This is a genomic window from Kitasatospora sp. NPDC059722 (genome assembly GCF_042733235.1).
Taxonomy (GTDB): Bacteria; Actinomycetota; Actinomycetes; order Streptomycetales; family Streptomycetaceae; genus Kitasatospora.
Genome location: NZ_JBHWGD010000016.1, coordinates 48,905 through 66,303, shown reverse-complemented (window position 1 = coordinate 66,303; position 17,399 = coordinate 48,905). Strand labels below are relative to the sequence as shown.

Below are 17,399 nucleotides of genomic sequence, written 5' to 3'. Positions count from 1 at the left end.
CGGCGTACAGGAACTGTCCTCAGGAGGACTCAGTGGCGAAGGCGAAGTTCGAGCGGACGAAGCCCCACGTCAACATCGGCACCATCGGTCACATCGACCACGGTAAGACCACGCTGACCGCGGCCATCACCAAGGTGCTGCACGACGCGTACCCGGACATCAACCCCTTCACGCCGTTCGACCAGATCGACAAGGCCCCGGAGGAGCGTCAGCGCGGTATCACCATCTCGATCGCGCACGTCGAGTACCAGACCGAGGCGCGTCACTACGCCCACGTCGACTGCCCGGGTCACGCTGACTACATCAAGAACATGATCACCGGTGCCGCCCAGATGGACGGCGCCATCCTGGTGGTCGCCGCCACCGACGGCCCGATGCCGCAGACCAAGGAGCACGTCCTCCTGGCCCGCCAGGTCGGCGTCCCCTACATCGTCGTCGCCCTGAACAAGGCCGACATGGTGGACGACGAGGAGATCCTGGAGCTCGTCGAGCTCGAGGTCCGTGAGCTCCTCTCCGAGTACGAGTTCCCGGGCGACGACCTGCCGGTCGTCCGCGTCTCCGCGCTGAAGGCGCTGGAGGGCGACAAGGAGTGGGGCGAGAAGCTCCTCGGCCTGATGCACGCCGTGGACGAGGCCATCCCGACCCCGGCCCGCGCCGTGGACCAGCCGTTCCTGATGCCGATCGAGGACGTCTTCACGATCACCGGTCGTGGCACCGTCGTCACCGGCCGCATCGAGCGCGGCATCCTCAAGGTCAACGAGACTGTCGACATCATCGGCATCAAGGAGACCAAGACCACCACCACGGTCACCGGCATCGAGATGTTCCGCAAGCTGCTCGACGAGGGCCAGGCCGGTGAGAACGTCGGTCTGCTGCTCCGCGGCATCAAGCGCGAGGACGTCGAGCGCGGCCAGGTCATCATCAAGCCGGGTTCGGTTACCCCGCACACCGACTTCGAGGCCCAGGCCTACATCCTGTCGAAGGACGAGGGTGGCCGCCACACCCCGTTCTTCAACAACTACCGCCCGCAGTTCTACTTCCGCACCACCGACGTGACCGGCGTCGTGACCCTCCCCGAGGGCACCGAGATGGTCATGCCGGGCGACAACACCGGCATGACGGTCGCGCTGATCCAGCCGATCGCCATGGAGGAGGGCCTGAAGTTCGCCATCCGTGAGGGTGGCCGCACCGTCGGCGCCGGCCAGGTCACCAAGATCATCAAGTAATTGATGCTCTGACCTGCCTGCCTCGTACAGGCCAGTCCGAAGGGCCCCGCACACTCCAGGGTGTGCGGGGCCCTTCGGCGTGTCGGCTGGCATCCGGGGCACCGGTGTGGGTGGGGGCTTTCCACGCCGGATAGACTGGGGCACCCGCAGCCGTCGCCAGAGCGAGGCTGACCGTGGCTCTCTTCGCCCCACTCGCCGAAAGCGCTCCGGAATGACCTCTGCTCCGCTTCTGACGAAGCCCTCGTTGCTCCGGCGCCGTGCCTCGGCCCGGACCGGCGAATCCGGCACCCTCAAGCCGAAGCGCCCCCGCCTCTACGCGCTGGACGGCATGCGGCTGTTCGCCGCCCTCAGCGTGATGTCCTTCCACTGGACGGCCTACGTGGGCATCGCGGGCGTCTGGCAGGGGGTGACCCCCAAGCAGGCGCTGCCACTGGTGAACCGCATGGCGGCGTACGGCTGGCTCGGCGTCGAGCTGTTCTTCGTGATCAGCGGCTTCGTGATCTGCATGAGCTGCTGGGGGAAGCGACCGGGCGAGTTCTTCGTCTCCCGGGTGGTCCGGCTCTACCCGGCCTACTGGGCCGGCATCGCGCTGACCAGCCTGGTGGTGCTCAACTTCAAGCACTTCGCCCGGCTCGGTGCCGCGGACGGGCTCAACCTGACCACGATCCTCGGCAACCTGACGATGCTGCAGACCCCGCTCGGGATGCGGCACGTCGACGGCGTGTACTGGACCCTCTGGGTCGAGATGCGGTTCTACCTGCTGTTCGCCATCGTCGTGGCGACCGGCCTCACCTACCGCAAGGTGGTGGCGTTCTGCGGGATCTGGACCATCTTCGCGGTCCTCGCCCCGCAGGCCGGGATACCGCTGCTGACCACGATGGCCATGCCGAACGAGTCGCCGTTCTTCATCGCCGGTGTCGGCATGTTCCTCATGTACAAGTTCGGGTCGAACCTGCTGCTCTGGGGCATCGTCGGCTTCTCCTGGATCCTCGCGCTGACCAGGCTGAACTCCATCAAGGACATGTACGTCAACGTCCTCGGCCACCCGCTCTCCTGGAACGTCATGGCGGCCGCGGTCACGCTGGCGTTCCTGCTGGTCCTGGGCGCGGCACTGGGCTGGTTCGACTGGGTGCAGTGGAAGTGGCTGACCGTCGCGGGCGCGCTGACCTACCCGCTGTACCTGATCCACCAGGAGGTCGGCTGGACGCTGATCCACTTCCTCCTCACCCGGGGCCTCGGCGTCAAGGCGGCCCTGCTCGCGGCGCTGGCCACGGTCCTGGTCACCGCCTGGCTGATCCACCGGCTGGTCGAGAAGCCGCTGTCGAAGGTCCTCAAGAAGGCCCTGGACCGGTCCATGGCGACCCTGCGCCAGGTCTCGGACGAACCTGCCCCCCGCCGCCCCTGAACGGTGGGCCCCTCGATGAATGCTCCGCCCAAGAAGCATTCATCGAGAGGTAAAAACCTGCTGCTAGCCTGGCCGTCACCAGGGCCCCGGCACTGATCGAACATCCCCATTCACAAGGAAACAGGCGACAACTGATGTTCACCGCAGCTGTATCGGCAGAGCCGGAGGCCACCAGGCCGGCGCCGCTGTTGTCGGTCGTCATGCCGATCTACAACGAGCAGGAGGCGCTGCCCCTGACCGTTGAGCGGCTGCGTCCGATCCTCGACGACCTCGGCATCAGCTACGAGGTCGTCGGCATCGACGACGGCAGTACCGACGCGACCCCGGCGCTCATGCAGAAGATCCACCAGGACTGGCCGGAGTTCCGCATCGTCCGCTTCGCGCGCAACTCCGGGCACCAGGCGGCGCTGACCGCGGGCATCCACCGCGCCTTCGGCGACTACGTCGTGTCGATCGACGCCGACCTGCAGGACCCGCCGGAGAAGATCCCCGAGATGCTCTCGCTCGCGCGCGAGCAGAACCTCGACATCGTCTACGGCGTGCGCGGCGACCGCGGCACCGACACCGTGTTCAAGCGGCGCACGGCCGGCGCCTACTACTGGCTGATGCGCAAGCTCGTCGGCAAGAAGATGCCCAACCAGGCCGGTGACTTCCGCCTGCTCAGCCGGGCCGCCGTCGAGGCCCTGAAGGCGCTGCCCGAGCACCAGCCGGTCTACCGCCTGCTCGTGCCGTGGCTGGGCTTCCCGAGCGGCGAGGTCGTCTACGTGCGCGAGGAGCGGGTCGCCGGCAGCACCCACTACCCGCTGTCGAAGATGCTCCGCCTGGCCATCGACAGCATCACCAACTTCTCGGCCGCCCCGCTGCGGCTCGCCACCTGGCTCGGCGTGCTGAGCTTCGTGCTCTGCTTCGGCCTCGGCGTCTACACCACCGTCGCGTACGCGCTCGGCAAGACCGTGCCCGGCTGGTCCTCGCTGTTCATCGGGATGCTCTTCCTCGGCGCCGTCCAGCTGATCTGCATGGGTCTGCTCGGCGAGTACGTCGGCCGGATCTACTCGGCGGCCCAGGCGCGACCGGCCTACTTCGTGGGCTACGACTCGGCCGACGGCCGCAGCGCGAAGCCGGCGAAGGTCTCCGAGTTCGTGGCGTGAGCGCGAGTCCGGTCCCGCCCGGACCGGACTCCGCCACCGACCGCCGTGACCCCGACGCCGAGCCCGCAGGAGAAAGAACACGCGATGGGCACCACTGACAGCACCGCACCCGCTCTCGGGACGCCGTCCGCGGCCGAGGGGCGGGTCGGCGCGTCGGTGTCCGGCACCGCCCGGCCCGGCACCGGCGCGCGACTGGTGCGGTTCCTGCCGGCGCTGGCCGCGTACGCCCTGCTGGTGGCCCTGCTCCTGGCCTCGGACACCTCCGTCTCGGACGTCGCGCGCTACACCTTCTACGTGCTCTGGGGCGTCCTGCTGCCGGGCACCCTGGTGTTCCGGGCCCTGCGCCGCCGGCCGCACACCCTGGTCGAGGACCTCGCCTTCGGCGCCGTCGTTGGTCTCGTGCTGGAGCTGGCGGCCTGGGCGGTCCTGGTCGGGCTCGGCCTCCAGTCGGCCGCCACGGCGTGGCCGCTCGCCGTGGTGGTCCCGTTCCTCGCAGTGCCGCGGCTGCGGCGGCACTGGTTCCCGCGCGGGTACCGGCGGACCTCGACGGGCTGGAACTGGTCCGTCGCCGGCATCGTCGGCCTCACGAGCGCCTACCTCTACGCGGCCGTCCTCAGCCGCAACCCGATCATCCCGGACACCGAGACCACCCGGCAGTACATCGACCTGCCGTACCTGCTCTCGCTGGCCGGCAACGCGAAGAACAACTTCCCGCTGACCTTCCCGCAGGCGGCGGGGGAGCCGCTGCACTACCACTGGTTCACCTTCGCGCACATGGCGATGACCGACCTGGTCGGCCACATCGACCTGCCGGTGGTCCAGATGCGGCTGATGGTGCCCGCGCTGGTCGCCCTCGCGATGGTGATCACCGCGGTGGTGGGGCACCGGCTGTCCGGCCGGGCCTGGGCCGGGCCGGTCGCGGCGCTGCTGGTGTTCGCGGTCGGCGAGTTCAACGCGGTCTACCCGAACAACACCCCCAACTGGACCTTCGGCGCGCCGCTGGTGCCGCTGATGTCCTGGGCGAGCCTGTCGCTGACCTACAGCCAGCCGCTGCTGATGGCGCTGATCGGCGTGATCGCGGACGTGCTGCGCGGCCGCGGCGACGAGGACGCGAGCGACGCGAACGAGGACGCGGACGGGGACGCCGGCGGTGCCGCGCGGGACCGGGCGCCGCTGCTCGGCCGGGGCGCCTACGTCCTGGTCGCGCTGTTCGCGCTGGCCTCCAGCGCGGCCAAGGCGAGCTCACTGCCCGTCACCCTGGCGGGCCTGGCCTTCGCGGGCCTGATGGTGCTCATCGGCACCCGGCGGATCCCGTGGGCGATCGTCCGGCTCGGCGCGATCGTGGCCGGAGCCCAACTGTTCGCCACCGCCGTGCTGTTCAAGTTCGAGAGCTACGGCCTGGAGGTCGTGCCCTTCGGCAACGTCCAGAAGTACTGGGCCGACCCCGCGCACACCAGGACCGCGGTGACGCAGGCGGTGGTCGTCGCGGCGACCCTGATCGCCTTCCTGCTCAACCACCAGCTCCGCCTGGTGGGCATGGTCCCGTTGATCTGGCGGCGCCGGCTGCGGCTGGAGCAGTCCCAGTGGTTCCTGCTCGGCGGCGCCCTGGCCGGCCCGGCGGTCTACCTGGTGGTCAACGGCTTCAACGCCAGCTACTTCACCCTGGCCGGGCTGCCGTTCGGCGTGCTGCTGTCGGCCTGGGGCTACTGCGAGGTCTTCGAGCGGGCCGCGCTGCCCGCCCGGGGCAAGGCCGCGCTCGCGGTCGGCACGCTCTCCTTCGTGGGCCTGCTGACGTACGGCATCTACCACTACGCGGGGGACTGGGCGGCCTTCGCGCTCAAGGCGGTCGGCGACGCCAAGGGCACCAAGTCGTACACCCCGCTGGTGCCCGCACTGGCCGCCGCGGCCGCGCTCGCCGCCGTCGCCGTCGTCGTCGGACTGCTCTGGCGGGCGGCCGGGCGGGCGCTGCCCGGGCTGCGCCGGCGCGGCGGGCTGGTGCTCCTCACGGGCGCGCTCGTGGCCGGTGCGCCGTCGCTGCTGCTCGACGTCCAGCAGTCGAAGCACGTCGTCTGGGACGGCGCCTGGCCGCTGCCGGCCGGCCAGGTCGAGGCCGCGCGCTGGGTGCGTGCGCACAGCCGCCCGACCGACGTCCTGGTCACCAACGACCACTGCCGCTCCGAGAACGACTGGGCGGTCCCGGGCCAGAACTGCTGGAACTCGCTCTCGTTCTGGCTCAGTGCCTACTCCGAGCGCTCGGTGCTCGTGGAGGGCTGGGCGTACTCGCCGCGGCTGATGTCGGAGAAGTCCGCCAGCTTCTGGGACCAGCCGCTGCTCAAGTTCAACGACGACGCGATCCACCACCCGACCGCCGACATCCTCCGGGAGCTGCGGGACCGGTACCACGTCCGGTACCTGGTGGCGGACCGCAAGCCGGCTCCGGAGTCGCCGCTCCTGAAGTCCCTCGCCACCCCCGTCTTCGACAACGGCCGGGTGGCCGTGTACGAGCTCTCCTGACCCGACAAGCAGATCGCATGGGTTCCCACATGGTTTCCACCAACGAGTCGACCGACGCGGCCACGGTGCCGGACGCCGCGGAGCAGGGCTCCGCCGGCGGCGGCAAGGCCAACCGCCAGATCCCGTCCTTCCTGGTCATCGGGGTGCTGAGCACGCTGTTCTACCTCGGGCTGTACGTCGTGGCCCGGATGGTGGTCAACCCCCAGGCCGCCAACCTGATCGCGCTCGCGGTGAGCGCCGTCGCCAACACCGCCGCCAACCGGCGGTTCACCTTCGGGATCACCGGCAGCGAGGGGGCGCTGCGCCACCAGCTGCAGGGGGCCGTCGCGTTCGTGATCGGGCTCGCGCTGAGCTCCGGCGTGCTCGCCCTGCTCGACGTGGCGGCCCCGCACGCCTCCAAGGTCGTCGAGGTCGGCGGCCTGATCGTGGCGAACGGCCTGGCCACCGTGGTCCGCTTCCTGCTGATGAAGGTGTGGGTCTTCAAGAAGTGATGCGGGCGGCCGAGCCGTCCCGGTCGGCGCTGCGGCGCAGCGGCCGGGGCGTCCAGCCGCGCAGCCGCGTGGCCGGTTCCTCGACGAGGTGCCAGGAGAGGGCGGCCAGCACGCCCGTCACGGTGAGCGCGCAGGCCAGGAAGCCTGGCCGGCCGTACGCGGCGCAGCCGACCAGGGCCAGGGCCTGCTCGACGGGGAAGCCGTAGATGTAGACCCCGTACGAGTAGTCGCCGATCCCGTCGAGGCGCCGGCACCAGCGGGGGAGCCGGGCCGCGGCCCAGAACAGCAGGTAGACCAGGGCCGGTTGGCCGAGGGCGCCGAAGCCGCCCCAGCGGAGCGTGGCGGCCAGCGCCACGGCGGAGGCCAGGGCGAGGCGGTCGTCCACCGGTATGCGTTCGGCGTGGAGCCGGCAGGCGGTGCCGAGCAGGAACGTGAAGGCCAGGACGGCGGCGAGGTGCCAGGTGAGCCGGCCGAGGAGCGGCAGGGTGGCGCCCGGTCCGCCGGCCGGGGGCACGTCCGGGGGCAGGTCGGTGGCGCCGGAGAGGATCAGTACCCAGAGCGCGAGCGCCAGCGCGGGGACGGCGGCCGGCCGCCGCAGCAGCCCGGCCAGGGCGAGCAGGGCGGCCAGGAGGTAGCACAGGAGCTCGTACTTGAGCGACCACAGGGCGCCGTTGAGGCTGCCGTCGAAGTTCGTCCCGGCGCGGATGCCCGTGGCGATGACTCCGGAGACGTCCCAGCCCGCGGTCGGGCTGCTGCTGCCGAGGCTGGTGACGTAGCTGAGCGGTCCGTCCGAGCGGTCCCAGAAGCCGGTGAGGGTGCCGTGCTGCCACCGGTAGAGCACGGGCATCAGGACGGCGGCGGACAGGAGCAGCGAGACCCAGAGCCCGGGGACGATCCGCAGGGCGCGGTGCCAGACGAACCGCAGGGTGCCGAGGCGCCGGGCGCTGCCGGTGATGACGAAACCGGAGATCGCGAAGAAGCCGAGGACCGCGCTCTTGCCCAGGTCGGTCTGCTGCCCGCTCCAGGACCACAGCGGGTCCTGGCGGCCCCAGCCGAGCGGGTAGACGTGCGACACCACCACGGTGGCGGCGAGCACCAGGCGCAGCGCCCCGAAGGCGTTCGCCCGGCCGGCGGTCAGGTCGGCGAAGGTCCCGCGCCGGAAACGCTCTCCGATGGCTCCCCCTCGTGCGCGGATGCGGGTGCGGCGCCCGGAGCCGTGCTCCGGGCGCCGCGGGACGACGGGTCGGCCGTTATGCGACCGGCGCGGTGCTCTGGGCGGTCCACAGCTCGCGGACGGCCTCGCGCAGGGTGCGGCGGGGGGTCCAGCCGAGGCTGTCGCGGGCGACGGTGACGTCGAGCTGCTGCCACTCGGTCTCCGGGCCGGTGCCGTCGGGGGCCGGGACCTCGGTGATCTCGGTGGGCACGCCGCTCTCCTCGATCAGGAGCTCGACCAGGTGGCGGGCGGTGGAGGCGGAGCCGGTGCCGACGTTGACGACCGGCGGGGCCGAGCGGTCGGCGGCGGCCAGCAGGACGGCGTCGAGGGTGTCGGTGAGGTCGACGAAGTCGCGCAGGGCGGTGAGCGGCTGCAGCGAGAGCTGCGCGGTCTCGCCGGCCGCGCGGGCGGCGTCGAGCTTGGCGGCCATGACGCCGAGCAGGCTGTGGCCGGGCTGGCCGGCGCCGACGACGTTGCCGAGCCGCAGCACGACGCCGGAGATCCGGCCGGCCTCGACGGCGCGCACGACGGCCTCGGTGGCGGCGAGCTTGAGCTTGCCGTACTCCATGACCGGGGCGGCCGGGTCGCTCTCGCGCTGGCTGGTGCCGACCGGGGCCATGCCGTACTCGTGGACGGTGCCGAGGTGGACCAGGCGGGCGGGGGAGGCCATGGCGGCGACGGCCTCGATCAGCCGCTCGGTGAGGACGACGTTGGCCTGGTACATCTGCTCGTCGTTCAGGCCCCACATGCCGCCGGCCGCGTTGACGACGGTGTCGATCCGCTCGCGGTCGAGCAGCGCGGTGAGCTCGGCGGGGTCGCCGTTGGAGAGGTCGAAGGCGACGAACCGGCCGGGCGCCGGCTCGGCCGGGGCCTTGCGGGCGAGGCTGAGCACCTCGGCGCCCTGCGCCAGGAGGCGGGCGCCGAGCACCCGGCCGATGAAGCCGGTGCCACCGAGGACGGCCACCCGGGCCGGTGCCGTGTGCGGAGCGGTCATTGCGGGGACTCCAGGGGGTTCGTGGGTCAGCGGGGACGGCGGGCCGTGCTGGTGGCGTTGCGCAGCAGGGCCTTCGCACCGTCCCACTGGCCGGCGCGCATCGCGCCCGGGACCAGGGTGAGGGCGTGGATGCGGGCGGACAGGTGGATCCGGGCGGCGCGCGCCGCCCGCGGCCAGCCCTGCGCGTCGAGGCGGTCGGCGGCGTCGAGGAAGTAGCGCCGGGCCTCGGTGAAGCGGGTGCCGCTGAACGCGGACGAGGAGGAGATGCTGACGGCGTGCCGGCGGTACTGGAAGGCGCGGACGTCGTCGATGACCATCTGCTCGCCGGCCTGGAGGAGGTCGATGACCAGGGCGAGGTCCTGGATGATCTCCAGGTTGTCGCGGAAGCCGGTGGTCCGCACGGCCTCGGTGCGCCAGCAGATGGACGGGAAGTAGAGCCAGTTGCCCTTGAGCAGGCTGACGGCGAGCTCCTCGCCGTCCATCAGGACGCGGCCCTGCGCCTTGGGCGCGTAGATGCGGCGCTTGGACTCGTCGGCGAGCGAGGTGCTCGGCCGGCCGTCGCTGCCGATGACCTGGACGCCGGGCTGGATCATCGCGACGCCGGGGTGCTGGGCGAGGATCGAGCGGATCGTGGCCACGTAGTTGGGCAGCATCACGTCGTCGGTGCCCATGAACATCATGTGCTCGTGCTCGGCCATGCCCAGGCACTTGCGGTAGTTGCCGGTGACGCCGAGGTTCTGCTCGTTGCGGAAGTACCGCACCCGCGGGTCGCCGAGCTCCGCGAACCACTCCGGGACCCCGGGCTCCTTGCCGTCGTCCACGACGGTCAGCCGCCAGTCCGGGTCGGTCTGGGCCAGGACGCTGCGGACCGCCTCCTGCATCAGTGCGACGTCGCCGTAGTACGGAAGCAGGATTTCCAGAGTGGTCATGGTGGAGGCACATCCGGTGGTCGGGTTCGGGGCCTGCGGGCGGGAGCACGACCCCGCGGCGGGCCCATCATACTGAGCCCCGCGCGGCCCCCCGCCGACGGCGATGCCCGGACCGGGGCCGCTGCGGGCGGCCGGTCCGGGCACCGGTCGGTTCAGTTGGTGCGCAGGCCCTCGGTGTACGCCAGGCACTGCCGGTAGTCAGGCAGAAGGCCGCTCGCGATCGCCTCGGCGAGCGTGGGCGCGGCCGCGTCGCGGGCCGACAGCTGGGGGGCGTCGGCGGGCCACTCGATGCCGAGGTCCGGGTCGAGCGGGTGCACCGCGTGCTCGCCGGTCGGGTTGTACGTCTCGGAGCAGACGTACGACAGGGTGGCGTCGTCGGTCAGCGCGCAGAAGCCGTGGCCGACGCCCTCGGGGATGTAGACGGACTTGCGTTCGGCATCGTCGAGGCGGACGAACTCCCACTTCCCGAAGGCGGGGGAGCCCACCCGCAGGTCGACGACCACGTCCAGGACGGCGCCGCGCACGCAGCTGACGTACTTGGCCTGGCCGGGCGGGACGTCGGCGAAGTGGATGCCGCGCACGACGTCCTTGGCCGACACCGACAGGTTGCCCTGGGCGAGCCGCAGCGGGTGGCCGACGACCTCCTCCAGGCGGTCGAAGCGGTACCACTCCATGAACAGGCCGCGCGGGTCGCCGTGCTGCTGCGGGGTGACCTCGAAGGCGCCGGGGATGGACAGTTCACGGAACTTCACTTGGCCGCCTCCTCGTCGAGCAGCGCGACCAGGTAGTCGCCGTAGCCGCTCTTGCGCAGCGGCTCGGCCAGCTCGCGCAGCTGCTCGGCGTCGATCAGGCCGGCCCGCCAGGCGGCCTCCTCGATGCAGCCGATCTTGAAGCCCTGGCGCTCCTCGATGACCCGGACGAACTCCGAGGCCTGGACCATCGAGACGAACGTGCCGGTGTCCAGCCAGGCGGTGCCGCGGTCGAGGACGGTGACGTGCAGCTCGCCGAGCTTGAGGTACTCCTCGTTGACGGCGGTGATCTCCAGCTCGCCGCGGGCGCTCGGGGTCAGGCCGCGGGAGATCTCCACGACGCGGTTGTCGTAGAAGTAGAGGCCGGGCACGGCGTAGCGGGACTTCGGGGCGTCCGGCTTCTCCTCGATGGAGATGACCTGGCCGTTGTCGTCGAACTCGACGACGCCGTAGGCGGTCGGGTCGGCGACCGGGTAGGCGAAGACCATGCCGCCCTTGGGGTCGGTGCGCTGGGCGAGCCGGGTGCCGAGGCCGCTGCCGTGGAAGATGTTGTCGCCCAGGATCAGCGCGACCGGCTCGTCGCCGATGAAGTCGGCGCCGAGGACGAAGGCCTGGGCGATGCCCTCGGGCTTCTCCTGGACGGCGTACTCCAGCTTCAGGCCGAACTGGGAGCCGTCGCCGAGCAGGCGCTGGAACTGCTCCTGGTCCTGGGGGGTGGTAATGATCAGGATCTCGCTGATCCCCGCCATGACCAGGGTCGACAGCGGGTAGTAGATCATCGGCTTGTCGAAGACCGGGAGGAGCTGCTTCGAGACAGCCCGGGTCAGCGGCCAGAGTCGGGAGCCGGTGCCGCCGGCCAAGAGGATTCCACGCATGCCGAGCAGCTTATGTGAGGTCCGGGGGCGCTCCGGAAGCCCCCGTCGGCCCGGGGTCCGGGGTTCGATTCACCCCGGTAGACTGCCCGCACTATGCGCATCCTCGTCACCGGCGGCGCCGGCTTCATCGGTTCAGAGTTCGTCCGCCAGCTGCTCGGCGCCGACGCAACGGATCAGATCACCGTCTTCGACAAGCTCACCTACTCGGGCGTCGAGGCCAACCTGGCCCCGGTCGCCGACCACAGCGGCTACGCCTTCGTGCGCGGCGACATCTGCGACGCCGACGCCGTCGACCAGGTGATGCCCGGACACGACGTGGTCGTGCACTTCGCGGCCGAGTCGCACGTCGACCGCTCGATCGAGGGCGCCGGCCCGTTCGTGGTGACCAACGTCCTCGGCACCCAGGTGCTGCTGGACGCGGCCCGCAAGCACGGCGTCGCCCGCTTCGTCCACGTCTCCACCGACGAGGTGTACGGCTCGATCTCCGAGGGCTCGTGGACCGAGGAGTGGCCGCTCGCCCCGAACTCCCCGTACTCCGCCTCCAAGGCCGGTTCCGACCTGCTGGCGCTCGCCTACCACCGCACCCACGGCATGGACGTGGTGGTCACCCGCTGCTCCAACAACTACGGGCACTACCAGTTCCCGGAGAAGGTCATCCCGCTGTTCACCACGAACCTGCTGGACGGCAAGAAGGTGCCCCTGTACGGCACCGGCGGCAACATCCGCGACTGGCTGCACGTCTCCGACCACTGCCGCGGCATCGAGCTCGCCATGCGCAAGGGCCGCGCCGGCGAGGTCTACAACATCGGCGGCGGCACCGAGCTGACCAACAAGGAGCTCACCGAGCTGCTGCTCCAGGCCGCGGGCGCCGACTGGTCGTCCGTGGAGCCGGTCGCCGACCGCAAGGGCCACGACCTGCGCTACTCGCTGGACATCACCAAGATCAGCGAGGAGCTCGGCTACGCCCCGCAGGTCCGCTTCGAGGACGGCCTCGCGGCCACCATCGCCTGGTACCGCGAGAACCGCGCCTGGTGGGAGCCGCTGAAGGCCAAGGCCGCGCTGCGATGACGAACCCGGTGGCCAGGCTGCTGGGGGCGCTGCCCCCCGGCGTGCGGCTCGTCGCGGGGGGCACCGTCGTGCTCGGTGCCTCCTCGTACATCTTCCTGGCGCTCGCCGGGCACGGCCTGGACACCACGCAGGTGGCCGGCGTCTCCATGCTGTGGACGCTGGTCATGTCGGTCGGGTACGGCCTGTTCTCGCCGGTCGAGCTGGAGCTGAACCGGCTGGTGGCCGCCCGCGACGTGGCCGGCCACGGCCCCGGCCCGGCCATCCGCCGGGTGCTGCTGGCCACCGCCGCCGTGCTGGCCGTCGTGCTGGCCGGCGTCGCGGTGGCGGCCCGCCCGATCGCGGACCGCTTCTTCTCCGGCGACATCGGCCTGGTGGCCGGCATGGGCGGCGCCCTGGTCGGCCTGGCCGTCAGCTCGGTGGCCCGCGGCGCGCTGGCCGGCCTCGGCCGGTTCGGCTCCTACGGCCTCCAGCTGGGCGTCGACGGCGGTCTGCGGATCGGTCTGGCCGCGCTGATCCCGCTGTTCGGCGTGCACTCGGCGTTCGCGTTCAGCCTGATCCTCGTCGTGGCGCCGCTCGCCGCCTCGGTGATCGGGATGCGCTCGGTGCTCGCCGACCGGCGCGGCGGCCCGGCCCCGGCCTGGCGCGACGTCGTCACCGGGCTCGGCCTGCTGACCGGCTCGACGCTGCTCGCGCAGCTCATGGTCAACGCCGCGGTGGTGAGCGTGGGCGCGCTCTCGCCCTCCTCCAAGGCGCTGATCGCCGCGCTGCTCAACGCGGTGGTGCTGGCCCGGGTGCCGCTCTTCGCGTACGCGGCCATCCAGGCCTCGCTGGTCTCCTCGCTGTCCGGCGCCGCGGCGGCCGGCAACCACGGGGAGTTCCGCAAGGTCCTGCTGCGCACCGGCGGCATCGTCGCCCTGATGTGCACCGCGGCCGGCGTGCCGACGGTGATCCTCGGCCCGTGGGCGATCCGGCTGTTCTTCAAGGCGCAGGACGTGCTCGGCTCGGCCGACTTCCTGTGGCTGTCGCTCGGCACGCTCTGCTACATGCTCGCGACCGTCTTCGGCCAGGCGCTGCTCTCGCTCGGCCGCCACCAGCGGCAGCTGCTGTCCTGGCTGGCCGGCACGGTGGTGCTCGTCGCCGTCACCGCGGTGCCGGGGGCGATCGCGACCCGCGTCGAACTGGCCTACCTGGCTGGTGCCGCGGTGAGCGCTGCTGCCATGCTGTGGGCGCTCGCGCGGTCCCTGACGGCTCCGGCCGCGACCGCCGTGGAACCGGGTGCAACCATGGCGGCGCGTCAGTCGTCAGAAGTCTGACACCATCTGCGCGGGCCCCGTACAACCGGCGGCGGCAGTCCGTTCCGCCGCGCCTTTTAAACTGTCATTACTCTGGCCACGCCACACAGCCGCTGAAAGGCGCTCCCCGTCGTGCATCTCACCGTCATCACTTCGATCACCGGCGTGCTGGTGCTCGTCTACATCCTGGAGCTGCTGCGCCGACAGCAGCTCCGGGAGAAGTACGCGGCGATCTGGCTCGCGATCGGCGTCGTCGTCGCGCCGCTCGGGTTCTTCCCGACGATCCTGGACTCCACCGCCCGCCGGCTCGGCATCGCCTCCGGCGTCAGCCTGGTCCTGTTCGCGGGCTTCATCCTGGTGCTGATGGTCTCGCTGCACCTGAGCTGGGAGGCCTCCCGGCTGGAGGCCGAGACCCGCACGCTGGCCGAGGACGTCGCGATGATGCGCGCGTACCTGGCCGAGCACCACGACTACCCGATCGCGCGCAGCAACAACGACGCCGCCAAGGCGAACGACCCCGGGGTGACGGCATGATCGACGGCAAGCGGGTACTGATCATCCTCCCGGCCTGGAACGAGGCCGAGGGGCTGCCCAAGATCCTGCGGGAGATCCAGCAGAAGCTGCCCGGCGTCGACACCCTGGTCGTCGACGACGGCTCGGTGGACGACACCGCGGCCGTCGCCGCCGCGCACGGCTCCAAGGTCGCCCAGCTGCCCTACAACCTGGGCGTCGGCGGCGCGATGCGCTTCGGCTACCGCTACGCGCACCTGCACGACTACGACATCGCGCTGCAGTGCGACGCCGACGGCCAGCACGACCCGTCGTACGTGCCGACGCTGATCGCCAAGCTGGACGAGGCGGACCTGGTCATCGGGGCCCGCTTCGCCGGCGAGGGCTCGTACAAGGTGCGCGGCCCGCGCTCCTGGGCGATGAAGCTGCTCTCCGTGGTGCTGTCCCGGGTCGCCCGCACGCGGCTCACCGACACCACCTCGGGCTTCAAGGCCTGCAACAAGCCGATGATCGAGTTCTTCTCCCAGTGGTACCCGGTCGAGTACCTGGGCGACACGATCGAGAGCATGGTCGGCGCCGCCCGCTGCGGTTTCGTGATCCGGCAGGTGCCGGTCGCGATGCGCGAGCGGACCACCGGCACGCCCAGCGCCTCCCCGATCAAGGCGACGATCTACCTCGCCCGGGCCGGCCTGGTCCTGCTGCTGGCGATGATCCGCCGGATGCCCAAGCACCTCAAGCTGATCCAGCCGGCCACCAAGAAGGCCGCGGCACCGCGCCGCGAACTGGCCGGCCGTAGCTGATCACGGCGCGTGACCGCCGGGCCCGTACCCCGTGACCGAACGGGTGGGGCCCGGCATCGGCTTGCTAGCGTGTCGGGCGTGGACGTCCCGTCGGCTTTCCGGGGACGTTCCGTGGCGACCGGGTGCCCCCCGGCCGGCGCCCGCCGACCCCGCTCGCCCGGCGAGCCGGCCCGACCTGCGGCAGAGTGCCGCTTCACGGAAGCGAATTGACATGACGGATTTGGCACCGGACGTCGTCGGCGCCCCCTCCAGCACGCCCGGCGGCGCCAGAGGCGCGTCGTCCGGAGAGACGACGACGGCCCGGGCGGGCGGCCGCTTCGAGCGCTGGACCGAGAAGCGCTGGTTCCTCCCGCTGGGGGAGGGCGTGGTCAGCGTCGTCGTCGCCCTCGGGTTCATGCTGCTGTGCACGCACATCAGCGTCAATCCCGTCACCCGGATCGGCCAGGTCAGCGGCCTCGCCAAGATCCAGCAGTACGCGGCGCTGCTCGGCATCCCCGTCCTCGCGGTGCTGCTGTTCCTCGCCTACCGCGGCACGCTGCGCTACTACCAGGTCGCGCAGCGCCTGGCGTGCGCGGCCGTCGCGGGCCTCGGCACCGGTGTCGTCGCCGGCGGCATCGTGGTCGCGCTGCACGGCACCCCGTGGGGCCTGGGCGGCCAGGAGGGCGACCCCGGCAACCTCATGGGCATGGCCAACGACATGATGCGCGGCAAGGGCCTGCCGGGGGTCTACCCCCCGCTGTTCCCCGCCCTGCTCGCGGTCTGGGCCAAGCTCTTCCACCACGGCGTCGCCGGCGTGGGCCACGCGCTCAAGGACCTGCAGCTGATCCTCAGCGCGCTGGTCGGGCCGATGGCCTACCTCTCGTGGCGGATGCTGCTGCGCCCGTTCTGGGCGATGGCCGTCGCCGTGCCGACCTCGATCGTCTTCCTCGACCCGATCCGCCCGTACAGCCACGGCTCGATGCTGGTGCTGCTGCCGCTGCTGGCGGCCTGCTTCCGTGAGATCCGCCGCGCCGACGAGCTCTCGGTCCGTTCCGCGGTGCTGCGCGGCCTCGGCTTCGGCGCCGCGTTCGGCGTGATGTTCCTCTGGTACTCGGGCTGGTACCTGTGGGCCGCGCCCGGCTCGTTCATCCTCGGCCTGATGCTGTTCCCGTGGCGGCGGGGCCGGGTCGCGATCAAGCGCGCGCTCGTGTTCCTCGGCACCCTGCTGGTCACCGCCGCCGTGATCGGCGCGCCGCTGCTGTACCAGCTGGTCCGCCTGGGCGCCACGACGATGGACCGCTACGCGTACATCAACACCTACATCGACCCGGCGTACGTCATGGGCTGGGCCTCCGACCGCGCCGGAGACCTGACCTACCACGACTACCCGGCATCGGGCGAGCTGGCCGGCCAGACCGGTTTCGGCGTCCTGCTGCTCCTGGGCGTGGGCATCGGCGTGGGCCTCGGCCTGCGCAACGTCGTGGTCCGCACCGCGGGCTTCGTGCTCGCCGGCGCCTGGCTGCTGCGCTTCTGGTTCGCCTCCCACATGGAGCACACCCAGGCCGTCCAGCTGTACCCGCGCACCACCTGGATCATCTTCTACTGCCTGATCATCCTGGCCGTCCTCGGCGTGATGCTCACGTACGAGCGCGTCTTCGGCTGGATCCGCGGCACGCTGGAGGAGGTCGCCCCGGCCCGGGCCGCCCGGATCTCGCCGCGCGTGCTGTCCCAGCTGGCCGCCGGCCTGATCTGCGCGATCGCCCTGTTCGCCACCATGGGCGGCTCGTGGTCGGCCAACCGCTTCATGCCGTCCACCAACCCGGGCGTCGAGGACATGGGCCTGGACGCGCTGCGTGCCCACCTGCAGCAGCTGGACAACGGGAAGTGCCCCAAGTACTCGCCGTACAACGGGAAGCAGGCCTGCAACCCGATCAACATGAACCTGTCCGAGTACACCTTCGGGCCGGACCAGAAGAAGCTCTACTGCGCCAACGCGACCTCGAAGGAGTACGACGTCGTGTGCGGCCGCCCGCCGAAGGACTGACCCCCAACGGGTGACGATCGGGGCCGGTGAGGTACACCTCACCGGCCCCGATTGGCATCCGGGCTGCTCCATGTGGCAGTATGTCCAAGTTGCTCGGTTGAGTGCCGATGCTGCGCGCCTCCCGCCGGGAGGACCGGAAGCGAGTCCCAGGTACTCGTCGTT

General features: G+C 71.2%; 15 protein-coding genes. 10 read left to right on the top strand and 5 right to left on the bottom strand.

From position 1 onward, the window contains the following. The first annotated feature begins 32 nt into the window (after positions 1-32). The 5 genes from tuf to ACFV4F_RS13300 all read left to right on the top strand — a co-directional run bounded on the left by tuf (position 33) and on the right by ACFV4F_RS13300 (position 6,784). Positions 33-1,226 carry an elongation factor Tu gene (gene tuf / locus ACFV4F_RS13320; RefSeq protein ID WP_380435887.1) on the top strand — a complete coding sequence of 398 codons (1,194 nt, stop codon included), beginning with the start codon at positions 33-35 and terminating at the stop codon, positions 1,224-1,226. Between the two features lie 244 nt (positions 1,227-1,470). Further along, entirely contained in the window at positions 1,471-2,631 is a 1,161-nt protein-coding gene (locus ACFV4F_RS13315; protein WP_380502159.1) for an acyltransferase family protein, read from the top strand. A 134-nt stretch (positions 2,632-2,765) separates the two neighbouring features. Then, a complete protein-coding gene (locus tag ACFV4F_RS13310; protein ID WP_380435891.1) occupies positions 2,766-3,779 on the top strand; it encodes a glycosyltransferase family 2 protein in 1,014 nt (337 codons plus the stop codon). An 84-nt stretch (positions 3,780-3,863) separates the two neighbouring features. Beyond that, complete coding sequence (locus tag ACFV4F_RS13305) at positions 3,864-6,293, top strand: hypothetical protein (protein WP_380435893.1); 2,430 nt, start codon at positions 3,864-3,866, stop codon at positions 6,291-6,293. A 29-nt stretch (positions 6,294-6,322) separates the two neighbouring features. Continuing rightward, positions 6,323-6,784, top strand: a complete 462-nt coding sequence (locus ACFV4F_RS13300) for a GtrA family protein (protein ID WP_380435895.1) — start codon at positions 6,323-6,325, stop codon at positions 6,782-6,784. On the opposite strand, the gene ACFV4F_RS13295 is transcribed toward ACFV4F_RS13300, so the two are convergent. The 5 genes from ACFV4F_RS13295 to rfbA all read right to left on the bottom strand — a co-directional run bounded on the left by ACFV4F_RS13295 (position 6,774) and on the right by rfbA (position 11,544). Then, the gene (locus tag ACFV4F_RS13295; RefSeq protein WP_380435897.1) at positions 6,774-7,880 is read right to left on the bottom strand and encodes an acyltransferase family protein; all 1,107 of its coding nucleotides are present in this window, start codon (positions 7,878-7,880) and stop codon (positions 6,774-6,776) included. The two genes, ACFV4F_RS13300 and ACFV4F_RS13295, sit on opposite strands and share 11 nt — an antisense overlap. Positions 7,881-8,034: 154 nt before the next feature. Beyond that, complete coding sequence (locus ACFV4F_RS13290) at positions 8,035-8,991, bottom strand: NAD-dependent epimerase/dehydratase family protein (protein ID WP_380435899.1); 957 nt, start codon at positions 8,989-8,991, stop codon at positions 8,035-8,037. A gap of 26 nt (positions 8,992-9,017) precedes the next feature. Then, positions 9,018-9,920 carry a glycosyltransferase family 2 protein gene (locus tag ACFV4F_RS13285; protein ID WP_380435901.1) on the bottom strand — a complete coding sequence of 301 codons (903 nt, stop codon included), beginning with the start codon at positions 9,918-9,920 and terminating at the stop codon, positions 9,018-9,020. 152 nt (positions 9,921-10,072) lie between these two features. Further along, positions 10,073-10,672, bottom strand: coding sequence for a dTDP-4-dehydrorhamnose 3,5-epimerase (gene rfbC / locus ACFV4F_RS13280; protein WP_380435903.1), 600 nt, complete (start codon positions 10,670-10,672; stop codon positions 10,073-10,075). Next, positions 10,669-11,544, bottom strand: coding sequence for a glucose-1-phosphate thymidylyltransferase RfbA (gene rfbA / locus ACFV4F_RS13275; RefSeq protein WP_359962247.1), 876 nt, complete (start codon positions 11,542-11,544; stop codon positions 10,669-10,671). Before rfbA ends, rfbC begins: the two co-directional genes overlap by 4 nt. 93 nt (positions 11,545-11,637) lie before the next feature. Here rfbA and rfbB point away from each other — a divergent pair, with 93 nt between their 5' ends. The 5 genes from rfbB to ACFV4F_RS13250 all read left to right on the top strand — a co-directional run bounded on the left by rfbB (position 11,638) and on the right by ACFV4F_RS13250 (position 17,237). Continuing rightward, a complete protein-coding gene (rfbB, locus tag ACFV4F_RS13270; protein WP_380435905.1) occupies positions 11,638-12,612 on the top strand; it encodes a dTDP-glucose 4,6-dehydratase in 975 nt (324 codons plus the stop codon). After that, a complete protein-coding gene (locus tag ACFV4F_RS13265; protein WP_380502157.1) occupies positions 12,609-13,925 on the top strand; it encodes a hypothetical protein in 1,317 nt (438 codons plus the stop codon). The genes rfbB and ACFV4F_RS13265 overlap by 4 nt, the downstream gene beginning before the upstream one ends. A gap of 111 nt (positions 13,926-14,036) precedes the next feature. After that, positions 14,037-14,438, top strand: coding sequence for a DUF2304 domain-containing protein (locus ACFV4F_RS13260; RefSeq protein ID WP_359962256.1), 402 nt, complete (start codon positions 14,037-14,039; stop codon positions 14,436-14,438). Further along, positions 14,435-15,214, top strand: coding sequence for a glycosyltransferase family 2 protein (locus ACFV4F_RS13255; RefSeq protein WP_329927667.1), 780 nt, complete (start codon positions 14,435-14,437; stop codon positions 15,212-15,214). The genes ACFV4F_RS13260 and ACFV4F_RS13255 overlap by 4 nt, the downstream gene beginning before the upstream one ends. A gap of 211 nt (positions 15,215-15,425) precedes the next feature. Beyond that, the gene (locus ACFV4F_RS13250; protein ID WP_380435910.1) at positions 15,426-17,237 is read left to right on the top strand and encodes a hypothetical protein; all 1,812 of its coding nucleotides are present in this window, start codon (positions 15,426-15,428) and stop codon (positions 17,235-17,237) included. Positions 17,238-17,399: the final 162 nt, after the last annotated feature.

Bases quoted from the DNA above. Each gene is read 5' to 3' on its own strand.
- ACFV4F_RS13310 (WP_380435891.1), top strand. From the start codon at position 2,766: ATGTTCACCGCAGCTGTATCGGCAGAGCCGGAGGCCACCAGGCCGGCG.
- ACFV4F_RS13305 (WP_380435893.1), top strand. From the start codon at position 3,864: ATGGGCACCACTGACAGCACCGCACCCGCTCTCGGGACGCCGTCCGCG.
- ACFV4F_RS13300 (WP_380435895.1), top strand. From the start codon at position 6,323: ATGGTTTCCACCAACGAGTCGACCGACGCGGCCACGGTGCCGGACGCC.
- ACFV4F_RS13290 (WP_380435899.1), bottom strand. From the start codon at position 8,991: ATGACCGCTCCGCACACGGCACCGGCCCGGGTGGCCGTCCTCGGTGGC.
- ACFV4F_RS13285 (WP_380435901.1), bottom strand. From the start codon at position 9,920: ATGACCACTCTGGAAATCCTGCTTCCGTACTACGGCGACGTCGCACTG.
- rfbA (WP_359962247.1), bottom strand. From the start codon at position 11,544: ATGCGTGGAATCCTCTTGGCCGGCGGCACCGGCTCCCGACTCTGGCCG.
- rfbB (WP_380435905.1), top strand. From the start codon at position 11,638: ATGCGCATCCTCGTCACCGGCGGCGCCGGCTTCATCGGTTCAGAGTTC.
- ACFV4F_RS13265 (WP_380502157.1), top strand. From the start codon at position 12,609: ATGACGAACCCGGTGGCCAGGCTGCTGGGGGCGCTGCCCCCCGGCGTG.
- ACFV4F_RS13255 (WP_329927667.1), top strand. From the start codon at position 14,435: ATGATCGACGGCAAGCGGGTACTGATCATCCTCCCGGCCTGGAACGAG.
- ACFV4F_RS13250 (WP_380435910.1), top strand. From the start codon at position 15,426: ATGACGGATTTGGCACCGGACGTCGTCGGCGCCCCCTCCAGCACGCCC.